17 protein-coding genes are annotated in these 14829 nt (G+C 46.8%); 15 read left to right on the top strand and 2 right to left on the bottom strand.

The window, feature by feature from the left end:
* Nucleotides 1-8 precede the first annotated feature (8 nt).
* From H8Z76_RS01095 to efp, 13 genes are all read left to right on the top strand, one after another.
* The gene (locus H8Z76_RS01095) at nucleotides 9-752 is read left to right on the top strand and encodes a Stp1/IreP family PP2C-type Ser/Thr phosphatase (RefSeq protein ID WP_022515210.1); all 744 of its coding nucleotides are present in this window, start codon (nucleotides 9-11) and stop codon (nucleotides 750-752) included.
* Nucleotides 746-2884 (top strand): Stk1 family PASTA domain-containing Ser/Thr kinase, encoded by a 2139-nt coding sequence (pknB, locus tag H8Z76_RS01090; RefSeq protein WP_186981391.1) that lies wholly within the window; start codon nucleotides 746-748, stop codon nucleotides 2882-2884. The genes H8Z76_RS01095 and pknB overlap by 7 nt, the downstream gene beginning before the upstream one ends.
* Before the next feature lie 8 nt (nucleotides 2885-2892).
* On the top strand, nucleotides 2893-3771 hold the full coding sequence (gene rsgA, locus H8Z76_RS01085) for a ribosome small subunit-dependent GTPase A (RefSeq protein ID WP_186981390.1): 879 nt from the start codon (nucleotides 2893-2895) through the stop codon (nucleotides 3769-3771).
* A gap of 21 nt (nucleotides 3772-3792) precedes the next feature.
* Nucleotides 3793-4449, top strand: coding sequence for a ribulose-phosphate 3-epimerase (rpe, locus tag H8Z76_RS01080; protein ID WP_022515213.1), 657 nt, complete (start codon nucleotides 3793-3795; stop codon nucleotides 4447-4449).
* A 2-nt stretch (nucleotides 4450-4451) separates the two neighbouring features.
* Nucleotides 4452-5099 carry a thiamine diphosphokinase gene (locus H8Z76_RS01075; protein ID WP_022515214.1) on the top strand — a complete coding sequence of 216 codons (648 nt, stop codon included), beginning with the start codon at nucleotides 4452-4454 and terminating at the stop codon, nucleotides 5097-5099.
* A 70-nt stretch (nucleotides 5100-5169) separates the two neighbouring features.
* Nucleotides 5170-6270: a redox-regulated ATPase YchF gene (gene ychF, locus H8Z76_RS01070; RefSeq protein WP_186981389.1), complete on the top strand. Its 1101-nt coding sequence runs from the start codon at nucleotides 5170-5172 to the stop codon at nucleotides 6268-6270.
* Nucleotides 6271-6312: 42 nt separating this feature from the next.
* Entirely contained in the window at nucleotides 6313-6567 is a 255-nt protein-coding gene (locus H8Z76_RS01065) for a YlmC/YmxH family sporulation protein (protein WP_186981388.1), read from the top strand.
* Between the two features lie 109 nt (nucleotides 6568-6676).
* Nucleotides 6677-7129 (top strand): transcriptional regulator NrdR, encoded by a 453-nt coding sequence (nrdR, locus tag H8Z76_RS01060; RefSeq protein WP_147617975.1) that lies wholly within the window; start codon nucleotides 6677-6679, stop codon nucleotides 7127-7129.
* A gap of 36 nt (nucleotides 7130-7165) precedes the next feature.
* Nucleotides 7166-7573, top strand: a complete 408-nt coding sequence (locus H8Z76_RS01055) for a hypothetical protein (RefSeq protein ID WP_022515222.1) — start codon at nucleotides 7166-7168, stop codon at nucleotides 7571-7573.
* Between the two features lie 51 nt (nucleotides 7574-7624).
* The gene (locus tag H8Z76_RS01050) at nucleotides 7625-8167 is read left to right on the top strand and encodes an isochorismatase family protein (protein WP_186981387.1); all 543 of its coding nucleotides are present in this window, start codon (nucleotides 7625-7627) and stop codon (nucleotides 8165-8167) included.
* Between the two features lie 13 nt (nucleotides 8168-8180).
* On the top strand, nucleotides 8181-8699 hold the full coding sequence (locus H8Z76_RS01045; RefSeq protein WP_022515224.1) for a YqeG family HAD IIIA-type phosphatase: 519 nt from the start codon (nucleotides 8181-8183) through the stop codon (nucleotides 8697-8699).
* Nucleotides 8696-9136 carry a ribose 5-phosphate isomerase B gene (gene rpiB, locus H8Z76_RS01040; protein WP_186981386.1) on the top strand — a complete coding sequence of 147 codons (441 nt, stop codon included), beginning with the start codon at nucleotides 8696-8698 and terminating at the stop codon, nucleotides 9134-9136. The genes H8Z76_RS01045 and rpiB overlap by 4 nt, the downstream gene beginning before the upstream one ends.
* 97 nt (nucleotides 9137-9233) lie before the next feature.
* On the top strand, nucleotides 9234-9791 hold the full coding sequence (gene efp / locus H8Z76_RS01035) for an elongation factor P (RefSeq protein ID WP_022515226.1): 558 nt from the start codon (nucleotides 9234-9236) through the stop codon (nucleotides 9789-9791).
* Between the two features lie 26 nt (nucleotides 9792-9817).
* On the opposite strand, the gene H8Z76_RS01030 is transcribed toward efp, so the two are convergent.
* Nucleotides 9818-11152: a putative polysaccharide biosynthesis protein gene (locus H8Z76_RS01030; protein ID WP_186981385.1), complete on the bottom strand. Its 1335-nt coding sequence runs from the start codon at nucleotides 11150-11152 to the stop codon at nucleotides 9818-9820.
* A 100-nt stretch (nucleotides 11153-11252) separates the two neighbouring features.
* Between H8Z76_RS01030 and nifS the strand changes: the two genes are divergently transcribed.
* Nucleotides 11253-12434: a cysteine desulfurase NifS gene (gene nifS, locus H8Z76_RS01025; protein ID WP_147617978.1), complete on the top strand. Its 1182-nt coding sequence runs from the start codon at nucleotides 11253-11255 to the stop codon at nucleotides 12432-12434.
* A gap of 47 nt (nucleotides 12435-12481) precedes the next feature.
* Here nifS and H8Z76_RS01020 read toward each other — a convergent pair whose 3' ends face one another.
* Entirely contained in the window at nucleotides 12482-13285 is an 804-nt protein-coding gene (locus H8Z76_RS01020; RefSeq protein ID WP_186981384.1) for a histidinol-phosphatase HisJ family protein, read from the bottom strand.
* A gap of 410 nt (nucleotides 13286-13695) precedes the next feature.
* Here H8Z76_RS01020 and gap point away from each other — a divergent pair, with 410 nt between their 5' ends.
* Nucleotides 13696-14712, top strand: coding sequence for a type I glyceraldehyde-3-phosphate dehydrogenase (gap, locus tag H8Z76_RS01015; protein WP_147617980.1), 1017 nt, complete (start codon nucleotides 13696-13698; stop codon nucleotides 14710-14712).
* Nucleotides 14713-14829 lie beyond the last annotated feature (117 nt).

The following is a 14829-nucleotide window of genomic DNA, read 5'->3' as shown; positions in this document are numbered from 1 at the left end:
GCGTAAGAATGAAAACTTTTTCCATATCGGATATCGGACAGCTCAGAGATACGAATCAGGATTATTTTTATACGTCTGAAAATCCAGTCGGAAATTTACCAAACCTTTTTATTGTGGCAGATGGAATGGGCGGTCATAATGCCGGCGACTATGCATCCAGATATACGGTAGAACAGATCGTTTCCGTGGTCGGGCAGTCGAAGGAGACCGATCCGGCAAAGATCATAAGAGAAGGCATAGAGCAGGCAAACACCATGCTGCTCGCGCGTGCAAACGAAGATATTACAAGAAAAGGAATGGGAACTACTGTGGTGGTTCTGGCTGTTTGTGACAACAGGCTTGTGGTTGCCAATGTCGGCGACAGCAGGTTATATATCGTAAATGACGGGATCAGACAGATCACAAGAGATCACTCCTATGTTCAGGAAATGGTTCGTATGGGAGAGATCGATGCGGAAATGGCGAAGGATCATCCGGACAAAAATATTATCACCCGTGCCATCGGCGTCGGAGAGGAAGTCGCGATCGATTTCTTTGAAGAGGAAGTCAGACACGGTGATTTTGTTTTGATGTGTTCGGACGGACTTACCAATATGGTGGAAGATGATTCCATAAGAAATATCATAAAAGGTCAGCGGGACATCGCGGAGAAGGCCGAGAAACTTGTAGAGACTGCCAATCGAAACGGCGGGAAAGATAATATTACGGTTGTAGTAATAGAACCGTTTTCTGATGAGGTGAAAAAATGTTAACAGAAGGAATGTTTATTGCGGACCGTTATGAGGTCATAAGTAAAATCGGTGCCGGCGGAATGTCGGATGTCTATAAAGCGAAAGATCATGTCCTCGGACGTTTTGTAGCCATAAAAGTCTTAAAACCGGAATTCAGCGAGGATGTCGGATTTGTAAGCAAATTTCATACCGAGGCGCAGTCTGCGGCAGGGCTGGAGCATCCGAATATCGTAAATATTTATGATGTCGGCAGCGAGGACGGACTGCACTATATCGTCATGGAATATATCGAGGGAATTACCTTAAAGACCTATATAGAGAAGAAGGGACGCCTTACATTTAAAGAGGCGGTCAGCATTGCGATCCAGGTCGGAAGGGGAATTGAAGCAGCACATAATAAAAATATCGTTCACCGCGATATCAAACCGCAGAATATCATGATCTCCACCGAGGGAAAGGTAAAGGTCATGGATTTTGGAATCGCGCGTGCAGCGACAAGCAATACGATCCATTCGGATGTGATGGGCTCCGTGCATTATTCCTCTCCGGAACAGGCAAGAAACGGATTTATCGATGGAAAGAGCGATATCTACTCACTCGGGATCGTGATGTATGAGATGGTCACCGGACGTGTGCCGTTTGACGGGGATACCACAGTATCCATAGCGATCCAGCATTTGCAGGAAGAAATGGTTCCACCGAGTGCTTACGCGCCGGATCTGCCGATCAGTCTGGAAAAGATCATCTTAAAATGTACGCAGAAGAGCCCGAGCCGCCGATATCAGAATATCGGAGATCTGATCCAGGATCTGAAGAAGGCACTGGTTCATCCGAATGAAGACTTCGTCACGGTAGTGCCGTTGATGAATCAGGATAAGACCAGAGTGATCTCCGAGCAGGAATTAAATCAGATCAAGCGCAAGCAGGAAGACGAATATGCGGATAACTATGACGATACATATGAAGATGAGTATGACGACGATGGCTATGACGATGACGGCTATGATGAATATGATGGCGATGAAGACGGAGAATACGAAGATGATTATGAGGATGAAGACTACGAGGATGAGAATGCCGGCAATGGCCTGAATCCGAAAATGGAAAAGGCGATCACGATCATGGGGATCGTCGTTGCGATCATCATTGTTTTTATCATCATTTACCTGGTGGGAAGTTTCTTTGGACTGTTTAAATTCGGTTCCTCCAAAAAGGCGGACACACAGACAGAGACGCAGACACAGGTTCAGACAGAAAGTGACAGCGAATCCGAAGAAGATGACGCGGATAAGGTAACCATGATCGATGTCAGAGGTATGACCTATGATGATGCCAAGGATGCGCTCAACAAGGTCGGACTTGGTATCTTTAAAAATGGAACCCAGTCTTCCGATGATTACGCGGAAGGAGAGATCGTTTCCCAGGATGTGGAAAAAGGGGAAAAGGTCGATAAGAACACGACCGTCAAGGTTGTGATCAGCAGCGGAAAAGGAAGCGTTCCGGTACCGGATGTCAGCGGAAAATCTTCCGATGATGCAACATCAAAGCTGGAAGCAGAAGGATTTAAAGTAAGCACCGACTATAAATACAGCGATACGGTAGCGCAGGGCAAGGTCGTAGAGACTGCGCCATCCGCAGGCACATCCGCACAGAAGGGGGAGACGGTAACGATCTACCTGAGTCGTGGACCGGAAGGAACGGAAATGCCGAACCTGATCGGACAGACCGAGGAACAGGCAAAGAGTACCTTAAATTCCATGGGCTGTTCTGTGAATGTCAATACAGAATATAATACGACCCAGGAGGCCGGAAAAGTAGTCGGACAGAGTATCGATCCGGGTGTGCGTGTCACTTCTGGCACGATGGTTACGATCGCGATCAGCAAGGGAGAGCCGTCCTATGGTTATAAGGCGACGATCACAGCGCCTTCCGCTTCCGGAGACACCTATGTGGTGAGCGCAGATATCACGCTGACCGATTCCAATGGAAATACACTGTTTTCACAGTCTGTGGATATCAGTTCTTTCCCATATACATTGGAAAAGACCGGTATTACGGGCAGCGATTCCGGTACACTGAAGATTACCTGGAATTTAAACAACGGAACCCAGAGCGATCAGACACAGAGTGTATCGTTTACACAGATAAACTAGGATAATATATGCAGGGAAAGATTGTAAAAGGAATTTCCGGATTCTACTACGTTCATGTAGCGGAATCCGGAATTTATGAGTGTAAGGCAAAAGGAATTTTCCGAAATCAGAAGATCAAACCGCTTGTGGGCGATAATGTGGAGATTGCGGTCTTAAATGAAGAGGAAAAGATCGGAAATGTGGAGAAGATACTTCCGCGAAAAAATGAACTGATCCGTCCGGCGGTGTCAAACATTGACCTGGCGCTTCTGATATTCGCGGCAGTCAGTCCGAAGCCGAATTTTAATCTGCTGGACCGCTTTTTGATCATGATGCGGTATCAGGGCGTTCCGGTCACGATCTGTTTTAACAAGGCGGATCTTGCAGCAGGAGAACAGCTCGCAGAATTAAAAGAGATTTATGCGGGCTGCGGGAGCCGGGTGCTTTTTACCAGTGCGAAAAAAGAAGAAGGGATCGATCTTTTAAGAGAAGAGCTGAGAGGAAAGACAGCGGCGGTTGCAGGACCTTCCGGTGTCGGAAAGTCATCACTGATCAATCTGCTTCAGCCGGAGGCATCCATGGAGACAGGGGCGATCAGCCGCAAGATTGAGCGAGGCAGGCACACGACCAGACATTCCGAGATCATTCCGGTCGAGCCCGGGACTTATATTATGGACACGCCGGGCTTCAGTTCACTGTCCATTCCGGGATTTGAAAAAGAAGATCTCTCTGACTGTTATCCGGAATTTGTCCCGCTTGCGCCGTATTGCCGTTTTGCGGGATGCAGCCATATCAGTGAGCCGGACTGCCGGGTGAAAGAAGCATTGGCGGAGGGAAAGATCCATCCGGTGCGTTATGAGAATTACAAATTACTGTATGAAGAATTAAAAGACCAGAAAAAGTATTGATTTTTGGCAGGAGGAACGTTTATGAACTGTTTATCACCGTCTATTTTATCTGCGGATTTCGCAAATCTGGGCGATCAGGTCCGGCTTTTGGATGAGTGCGGAGCACAGTATGTGCATATCGATGTTATGGATGGGAGCTTTGTGCCGAGTATCTCGTTTGGATTTCCGATCATAAAATCGATCCGTGGACTGACAGACCGTATCTTTGATGTACATCTGATGATCGATGAGCCGATCCGGTATATCGATGAATTTGTGGCATGCGGCGCCGATCTCATAACCGTGCATGCGGAGAGCTGCGCGCATCTTGACCGGACCATACAGGCGATCCGGGACAAGGGGATCCTCTGCGGAGTAGCGTTAAATCCGGCGACACCGCTCAGTGCGATCGAATATGTCCTGCCAAACATTGATATGGTTCTTATCATGACGGTCAATCCGGGATTTGGCGGACAGAAATTTATCCCATATACGCTGGATAAAGTACGCGACTTAAAGCGGATGATCGATAAAAAAGGATTAAAGACGGATATCGAAGTGGATGGCGGCATCAATCTGGAAAATGTCGAGCGTGTCATGGATGCGGGCGCGAATATCATCGTTGCGGGCAGCGCGGTATTTCACGGTGACATCAGTGAGAATGTCAGCTGTTTTCTGGAAAAAATGCGGGAAGTGTAAGAATGAAGATATTAATTGCGACAGGCGGAAACATTCAGGATGATTTTGCGCTTGCTTATATAAAAAAAGAAAAATTTGACTGCCTGATTGCGGCGGATTCCGGTATGGAATTTTTTTACCGGGCCGGGATACAGCCACATCATATCGTAGGGGATTTTGATTCCGCGAAGCCGGAGATCCTTTCCTTTTTCCGGGGAAAAAGCGGGATCCAGTTTTTAGAGTTTCAGCCGGAAAAGGATGAGACCGATACGGAGCTGGCGTTAAGGCTTGCAATATCACTTGCGCCGGATGAGATCTGTGTGCTTGGGGCAACCGGAAACCGGGTCGATCATGTGTTAGGAAATATTCAACTGTTATGTAAACCACTGGCGCATCACATACCATGCATGCTGGTAGATCCGACCAACCGGATCCGGCTGGTGGACAAACAACTTACGATGCAAAAAGCAGACCAGTTTGGAACTTATGTATCGCTTCTCCCGCTGACGACACAGGCAGAAGGGGTTACGCTTGAGGGATTCAAATATCCGTTGAAGGAATATTGTATGACGAGCGATAATTCCCTTGGTGTCAGCAATGAGATCACAGAAGAGACAGCGCGGATCACGGTAAAGAAAGGAATCCTTATCATGATCGAATCAAAAGACTGATGGATGAAAAATAATATAGAAAGGCGAAAATACTTTTAATACAGGGATTTTCGGATAGGTAAAAGATAAAATGAAATTAGGAATCGTAGGACTTCCAAATGTAGGAAAAAGTACATTATTCAACTCACTGACCAAAGCCGGCGCGGAATCGGCGAATTACCCGTTCTGTACGATCGACCCGAACGTGGGTGTCGTAACCGTTCCGGACGAGCGTCTGACCAAACTCGGTGAGATGTATCACTCCAAAAAGGTGACACCGGCAGTGATCGAATTTGTAGATATCGCGGGTCTTGTAAAAGGCGCCAGCAAGGGAGAGGGACTTGGAAACCAGTTCCTCGCAAATATCCGTGAAGTAGATGCTATCGTTCATGTGGTACGCTGCTTCGAGGATACCAACGTTGTCCATGTAGACGGAAGCGTAGATCCTGCAAGAGATATCGAGACGATCAATCTGGAACTGATCTTTTCCGACGTCGAGATCCTGGAGCGTCGTATCGCAAAAGTGGCAAAGCAGGCGAGAATGGATAAGACACTCGCAAAAGAATTAAAACTGTTAGAGGTTTTAAAGGCGCATCTTGAGGAAGGAAACATGGCAAAGACCTTTGAACTTTCCGAAGATGAGGATGAGATCGAGTGGTATCGTTCCTACAACCTTCTCACCGCAAAACCGGTCATCTATGCCGCAAACGTATCGGAAGATGATCTGGCGGATGACGGGGCAGCCAATCCGCATGTAAAAAATGTAAGAGAACTGGCAGAAAAAGAAAACAGCGAAGTCTTTGTGATCTGTGCGCAGATCGAGCAGGAGATGGCAGAACTGGAAGATGATGAGAAGGCAATGTTCTTAGAAGAACTCGGATTAAAAGAATCCGGTCTGGAAAAACTGATCCGCGCAAGCTACAAACTCCTCGGACTGATCAGCTTCCTTACCTCCGGAGAGGATGAGACAAGAGCATGGACGATCAAAAACGGAACAAAAGCGCCGCAGGCGGCAGGAAAGATCCATACGGACTTTGAGCGTGGATTTATCCGCGCGGAAGTGGTCGCATATCAGGATCTGATGGCGTGTGGCAGCATGGTAGCAGCAAAAGAAAAAGGGCTGGTGCGTCTGGAAGGAAAAGAGTATGTGGTAAAAGACGGAGATATTATTGTATTCCGTTTCAACGTGTAACTGCATAAGATAATAGAAAGAGCGGTTTTGGGATGATGCGGAATGCGTTTTTGTGAACTGCAGGAAAAAGATGTGATCAATGTGGCGGACTGCTGTTTTCTCGGCAATGTCTGTGATCTGGATATCGATGAGAAAACAGGATGTATCCGCGCATTGATCGTACCGCAGCCATGCAGATGGTTTGGTATGTTTTTCCGGGATTTTGAGTATTTTATCCCGTGGAAAAATATCAAATGCATCGGGCGGGATATCATACTTGTGGACGTTTGTCTGGATGACGCGAAACACAAGTTATAAATGCGGCGGAATGGCGGATATCAGTTGACAAGAGCCACACGGAAAGTTATACTTAGAAGCAGTAAGTCCGTGACAGGGAAATCCTGTCCGCGTGTGGGAGGAAAACGACATGAAATGTCCGTTTTGCGGCAGTGACGAGACCAGGGTCATCGATTCGAGACCGGCAGACGACAATACGTCGATCCGGCGCAGACGTCTGTGTGATGACTGCAAGAAGCGATTTACGACCTATGAGAAGGTGGAGACGATTCCACTTGTGGTCATAAAAAAGGACAACAGCAGAGAGCAGTATGACCGTTCAAAGATTATGGCAGGAGTTCTGCGCGCGTGCCATAAGCGTCCGGTTCCCGTCCAGCAGATCAATGAACTGGTGGATGAAGTGGAGACCGAGATCTTTAATCTCGAGGAAAAAGAGATCCAGACTTCCGTGATCGGGGAACTCGTGATGGACAAATTAAAAGATTTAGAGGCAGTCGCCTATGTGCGGTTTGCTTCCGTTTACCGGGAATTCAAAGATGTCAATACATTTATGAATGAGTTGAAGAAGATCCTGGATAAGTAGCAGAAAAATACGAAACGATAAAAGAGCTGGTGGGTAATGAATATAACAGGAATACATCCGATTACTGATATTGATAATTACAACTCCATACGAAGATTAGAGCCGTTACAGGCAGAATCCACAGCGAATGCGGCACAGGAAAACGGGCAGCAGAGCCGGAGTGCCGAAGCAGAAAGCAGTTACGCGAAGCCAAAACAGGCAGAGAAACAGACGTCTTTTGACTATGCGGGGCAGTATGATCCGAAGGCGGAATACGAACTGAAGGGAACAGACAGTGATTTGATGAGCCTGGATGTTGAAAAAGCGATCTCGGATATGAAACGGGATCAGGTGCTTCAGCAGTATCAGTTTTTCGTGGGGGAGAATCTTGGAAACGGCAGTGTGACCAATACCGGTATTGACTGGGAGAAGATCCGCACCAGTGAAAATTTCGAAATTCAATAAAAACAGGGGGCTTATGTGCGAGGCATAGCCCTTTTTTTGAGGAGGAAAACGATGAGAATCCGACCGGAAGAATCCGTATGTATGGTGATCGATTATCAGGAAAAACTGGTTCCTGCAGTTGCGGAGCGGGAAAAATTTCTGGCAAAATCCGAAAAACTCTTACATGGCATGCAGGTGCTCGGCGTCAAAAGGATACTGACCACACAGTACAAAAAGGGACTGGGTGACAATATCGAAAGAATAAAAGAAGCTGCCGGGGAAGCAGAGGAGTTTGACAAGCTGAGTTTCAGCGCATGGGGAGAAAAAGCCGTGCGCGACGCCGTGCCAGAGAACTGCAAAAATATCATCATCTGTGGCATGGAGGCACATATCTGTGTGCTGCAGACCGCACTTGACTTAAAAGAAGCGGGCTATCGGCCGGTGCTTATTGCGGACTGTATCACGGCACGGGATCTGGCGGACAAGCAGACTGCTTTTCTGCGGGCGCAGATGGAGGGCGTGACATTTTCCACCTATGAGTCTATCCTGTATGAACTTTCCGAAGTGGCAGGAACGCCGTCCTTTAAGCGGATATCGGCGATCATAAAAGCATAAAACGGGGGAAGTCATGTTACAGAAATTTTATCCGGGAGACTATGTGGATTCCACATATGTGATCGATTTTGATAAGCTCTATGCAGAAGGATATCGGGGACTGATCTTTGATATCGACAATACGCTCGTGCCGCATGGGGCAAGGGCAGACGAACGGGCAAAAAAGCTGTTCGCGCATTTAAAAGAGCTTGGTTACACCTGCTGCCTGTTATCGAACAACAAGGAACCGCGCGTGAAAATGTTTAATGATGACGTGCAGGTGAATTATATTTTTAAGGCGGGAAAACCGTCGGTCAGAAATTACAAAAAGGCAATGGAAAAGATGGGAACCGATGAGAAAAATACGCTGTTTGTCGGGGATCAGATCTTTACGGATGTGTATGGCGCGAACCGTGCCGGGATACGGACGATCCTGGTAAAGCCGATCCATCCGAAAGAAGAAATACAGATCGTGTTAAAACGATATCTGGAAAAGATCGTATTATTTTTTTATAAACGTTATGTAAAGAAAAATCAGGAGGAAAGAAAATGAAAATCGCAATCGGAAATGATCATGCAGCAGTAGAAATGAAACAGGAGATCAAAAAATATCTGGAAGAGCTCGGACATGAGGTCGTAAATTACGGAACGGACAGCAATGACAGCTGCGACTATCCGGTATACGGCGAGAAGGTCGGCAAAGCAGTTGCGGTAGGCGAGGCAGACTGCGGCGTACTGATCTGTGGTACCGGTGTTGGAATCTCCATCGCTGCCAACAAGGTAAAAGGCGTGCGTGCGGCGGTGTGCTCGGATGTGACGACCGCGCATCTGGTCAAGGAGCACAACAACGCGAATATCATTGCGTTTGGCGCAAGAATCGTAGGAGTAGAAACAGCAAAAGACATCGTAAAAGCATATCTCGATGCGGAATTTCTGGGAGGCAGACACGAAAAGCGCGTGGCTATGATCCATGAAATTGAGGAAAGATAAGGCAGAACCGTAAAAAAAAGGTTGAAATGTAGGCTTATTTATTATAGAATAAAACGAGTGGGTGACATTCCCAGACAGATTTAAGGAGGAATATCGAATGATTTCAGCAGGAGATTTTAGAAACGGAATTACGATCGAATATGAAGGAAACATTTATCAGATTATTGAATTTCAGCATGTAAAACCAGGTAAAGGTGCAGCTTTCGTCCGCACAAAGTTAAAAAATATCATCAACGGTGGTGTAGTGGAGAAGACATTCCGCCCGACCGAAAAATGTCCGCAGGCGCGTATTGACAGAAAAGATATGCAGTATTTATACAAAGATGGAGATTTATACTACTTCATGGATGTAGAGACATACGATCAGGTAGCGCTTGATTCCAACACGATCGGTGATGCACTTAAATTCGTAAAAGAAAACGAAATGTGTAAAGTATGCTCCCACAATGGAAACGTATTTGCAGTAGAACCGCCTCTGTTCGTAGAATTACAGATCACAGAGACAGAACCGGGCTTCAAGGGAGACACCGCAACAGGTGCTACAAAGCCGGCAACTGTAGAAACAGGAGCAACAGTAAGCGTACCGTTATTCGTAGAGCAGGATGACGTGATCAAGATCGATACCAGAACCGGAGAATATTTATCCAGAGTATAAGCCGGATAGATGAAAAGCCGTCATGTTTATGGTGACAGAACCATAGCATGGCGGCTTTTTTTGCAGAAACGGACGAGCAAAAACGTGGCACTGCCGGCAAGAAACAGCTGGGAAAGCAGCATTGCCATCAGATAGGAGCGGATGCCGAACTTGGGAATAAACGCGTAGATGCCGAGAATGCGGATACCGCTGCTGAGCAGATTGAGCAAAAAAGTAGTGGTAGGCCTGCCGAGGCCGTGCAGGATGCTGGTCAGCGTGGTGGACAGAAACAAAAAAGGGCAGATCCAGCTGAGTGTGCAGATAAAAGTTCCCGCAAGTGTGTTTCCGAAAACATATTCGCCGATGAAGCGGCCGGACAACAGAAAAAACAGTGTACTCATAAGACCAAGGATCATACAGGATTCGATGGTCTTTTTGATTGCCTTCTGGATGCGGAGATGATCGCGCTTTGCCCTCGCTTCGGAAATGGCGGGCAGCAGCATGACGGAGACGGAATTGGTCACGACATTGGGAAACAGGATCATGGGCAGCGCCATTCCGGTCAAAATACCAAAGACGCTTAGCGCCTCAGACTGTGTGTAGCCAAAAAGACGCAGCCTGGACGGGATCATGAGTGCTTCGAGGCTCTGGAAAAAATTTAGGGCGACGCGGTTTGCGGTGAGCGGAAGCGAAAAAAGCGCAATGTTTTTTAGCATTCCGATAAAATGCCCCTGTTTCTTTTGGAAAGGCAGGACTGTGATGCAAAAAAGAGCGGAAAAGATCTCCCCGCAGACAATGCCCCAGACTGCGATATCGGCAGAGAGCGCGGCACCCTTTTCGGTATAGATCAGAGCGATGACATAGACGGACGCTACCCGCACGACCTGTTCTAACAGCTGGGAAACGGCCGGGACGGCGGCTTTTTTCATACCATAGTAGTAACCGTTTGCGCAGGCGTGAACCGCGGAAAAAGGAAGCGAGTAGGCCATGATCCGGATGAGTGGCGCGCAGCGTGGTTCATCCAGATAGCCTGCGGCGAGTGCATCGGCATACCGGCATAAAAAAGTGCAGGCAGACAGGGAACTGGCGATGGAAAGGAAAAAACCTGCGTACAGGCAGAGAAATGCCTCGCCGGTGCGCCCGCTGCCGTATTTTTCCGCGGTAAATTTAGAGACTGCGGTCTGGATACCGGAAGAAGTAAGTGAGATACAGAGCGCTAAAAGAGGAAAAATAAGCTGGTAAATTCCGATTCCCTCCGCACCAATCGTACGGCTCAGGAATATTCTATAGAAGAAACCGATTACCCTGCTTAGGGATCCTGCAAGGGTAAGGAGCAGGGTCCCTGCGACAAGTGAATTTTTAAGGGGCAGGCTGTGTTTCAAGAAAAGACCTCCTTTGAAAAAAGCTGGTCGGATTTTCTTTAATATATGTGGCGCAAGAAAGAGAAAGAACAAAATGTAAGGCAAAATTGGAGGGAATCAAATGCCGGGAATGATATATCTGGACCATGCGGCTACCACGCAGATCGCTCCGGAAGTACTGGAAGCAATGCAGCCTTTTTTATTTGGAAAATACGGAAACGCATCCACACTGTATGATCTTGGCAAGATCAGCAAAGAGGCGGTGGAACATGCGCGCAGGCAGGCTGCGGATGTGATCGGGGCAAAACCGGAGGAAATTTATTTTACGTCGGGCGGAAGCGAGGCAGACAACTGGGCGTTAAAAACAGCTGCCAGGATGTACCGGAGAAGAGGAAACCATATCATTACGACAAAGATAGAGCATCATGCGGTTTTAAACAGCTGTAAGGCACTCGAGGAGGAGGGCTTTTCGGTCACTTATCTGAATGTGGATGAAGAGGGAAGAGTAAGAACAGAAGAATTAAAGCGGGCGATCCGGCCGAATACGATCCTGATCTCTGTCATGTACGCGAACAATGAGATCGGAACGATACAGCCGATCGATGAGATCGCGAAGATCGCGAAAGCAAGAAGGATCCTGTTCCATACGGATGCGGTGCAGGCGTATGGGCAGATCCCGATCTCGGTGCAGCAGACACCGCTTGATATGCTGAGCACGAGCAGCCATAAACTCTATGGGCCAAAAGGAGTCGGATGCTTATATATCAGAGAGGGAACGCCGTTAAAATCCTACATTGACGGAGGTGGACAGGAACGGGGAAAACGTGCGGGAACCGAGAATGTTCCGGGGATTGTTGGCTTTGGGAAGGCATCGGAGCTTGCACGGATCGAAATGCCGTACCGGATAGCGCGGGAGACGAGACTGCGGGATGAACTGATAAAAAATGTACTGCGTGAGATCCCGTATACACGGTTGAACGGAGGGAGAGAGAACCGGCTGCCCAACAACGCGAACTTCTGTTTTCAGTTTGTGGAGGGAGGAAACCTGTTAGTTCTTCTTGATATGAAAGGAATCTGCGCATCTACTGCATCCGCCTGTTCCGCGGGAGAAAAACCGGTGTCTCATGTGTTAAAAGCGATCGGAGTGCCGGAGGAGATCGCGGCGGGATCGCTCCGTCTTACGCTCGGAAAGAATACGACACCCGAAGAGATCGCCTATACCGTGGAATGTTTGAAAGAATGTGTCAGAAAACTCCGGGAAAAATCACTTGCGTATAAAGAGTACGAAAAGACCCTGCGGTGAAAGAAAAAGATCAGGACAGACGAAACAGGTCTGCCCTGATCTTTGTATCACGGGAGCTTATAAAATTCCGGTTTCCGGTTTTGGAAGACGGTATAATAGGAAAAACCGCATGCTTTTAACAGATCCGGTACCGTCTTAAAATCATACGCGACATGCTCCGGCTGGTGCGCGTCCGCACCGATCGTCAAGATCTCGCCGCCAAGCTCATGGTAGCGGCTTAAAATCTCCTCGGAAGGATTCGGGTGGCCAAGCCCGTATTTAAAACCGCCGGTGTTGATCTCAATGCCTCTGCCGAGGAAGATCAGCTTTTTTAAGATCTCGTCAAGCACGTCGGCGTATTTCGCATAGGTGTAGTCGGCGTTGCGGTTCGGACCGTAGCGGACGACGTAATCAATGTGGCCGTAAACGTCAAAATCGGTAAACGCGTCTAAATTCTCCAGAATGGAAACAAAATATTCGGTGTAGGCTTCCTGTTCTGTCTTGCCATCGAAAAAGGAAAAGTAATAGGGATCTTTTCCGTGTACCACATGGGAAGAACCGATCACAAAATCAAAAGGATATCCGTCCGTCACATCGGAGAGCCTTTTTGCCAGATGCGGCTGAAGTCCGAGCTCGATGCCCCACAGAACGGAGATCTTTTTTTTATATTTTTCTTTTAAGGAAAAAATGCGTTCCTGGTAGGCGGGAAAATCCAAAAGAAAAAGTTCCGGTTCTTCCGGGTAGTCGTAATCCAGATGATCGGTAAAGCAGATGCCGTCCAACTGTTTCTCGATGGCGCTTTGTATCATGAGTTCCGGGTCGGCGTCACTGTCACCGGAAAAAGCGCAGTGCATATGTGTATCCCAAAGCATAGAGTATCCTCCTTAGTAGTCCATATAACAGGTATCAGATAATCTTATTATAGAAAGAAAAGAAAGCGGATTTCAATAGGAATCCCGAAAAAACAGCGGATACAGGCAATTTTTGCACGATTGTTCCAACAAAAAAAGGAAATTGTATTTGTGGAAAAACAATTCCTTATACACATTATACAGAAAAAGGAACAACTATTTTAACATTTTGTCAAAATAAACAGGGAATATGGAATAAATACTTGTAAAATCTGTTAGAATACGAATTGGGAAGAAAAGAAATGGTGAAAAAATTAACAAAGTGTAGAAACCCACTTGAATTTTGCGGTGAAATTAGTTAGAATAATAGCAGTTGGGCGGACAAGTCCAAAGAAAAAGAATCTTAATCAAAATTTAGGAGGAATTAAGACATGGCAGTAAGAGTAGCAATTAATGGTTTCGGCCGTATCGGTCGTCTTGCATTCAGACAGATGTTTGGAGCAGAAGGATACGAAGTAGTAGCAATCAACGATTTAACAAGCCCGAAGATGTTAGCACATTTATTAAAATATGATTCATCTCAGGGTAAATATGAATTAGCAGACAAGGTATCTGCTGGTGAAGATTCTATCACTGTTGATGGAAAAGAAATCAAGATCTACGCTTTCCCGGATGCAAACAACTGCCCATGGGGAGAATTAAAAGTAGACGTTGTATTAGAGTGCTCCGGCTTCTATACAAGCAAAGAAAAAGCACAGGCTCACATCAATGCTGGTGCTCGTAAAGTTGTTATCTCAGCTCCGGCTGGAAATGACCTTCCTACCATCGTTTACAATACAAACCATGAGACACTGAAAGCAACAGATACTATCATTTCTGCAGCTTCTTGTACAACAAACTGCTTAGCACCTATGGCTGACGCATTAAATAAATTTGCTCCGATCCAGTCTGGTATCATGGTAACAATCCATGCTTACACTGGTGATCAGATGACTCTTGACGGACCGCAGAGAAAAGGCGATTTAAGAAGATCAAGAGCAGCAGCAGTAAACATCGTTCCGAACAGCACCGGTGCTGCAAAAGCAATCGGACTTGTTATTCCGGAATTAAACGGAAAATTAATCGGATCTGCTCAGCGTGTTCCGGTTCCGACTGGTTCTACTACAATCTTAACAGCAGTTGTTAAGAAAGCAGATGTAACTGTTGACGCAATCAATGCAGCTATGAAAGCAGCAGCTAACGAATCCTTCGGATACAACGAAGACCTCATCGTATCTTCTGATATCGTTGGAATGAGATATGGCTCATTATTTGATGCTACTCAGACAATGGTTTCTAAAGTTGGTGATGATTTATACGAAGTACAGGTTGTTTCTTGGTATGACAACGAGAACAGCTACACATCTCAGATGGTTCGTACAATCAAATACTTCTCTGAATTAGCATAATCAATCTGCAAATTGCGGAATAACGTCGCGGAATGAGAATTCATTCATGCGGATAAGACTCAACGCAGGGTCCGGTCTTTTTGGGACCGGAGCCTGCGTTGTTGTCTGTAAAAAAGA

It is taken from the genome of Roseburia yibonii (assembly GCF_014297335.1).
GTDB classification, from domain to species: Bacteria; Bacillota; Clostridia; order Lachnospirales; family Lachnospiraceae; genus Roseburia_D; species Roseburia_D yibonii.
Note: the sequence above shows the minus strand (reverse complement) of the source record. Positions and strands in the feature narration are given on the sequence as shown.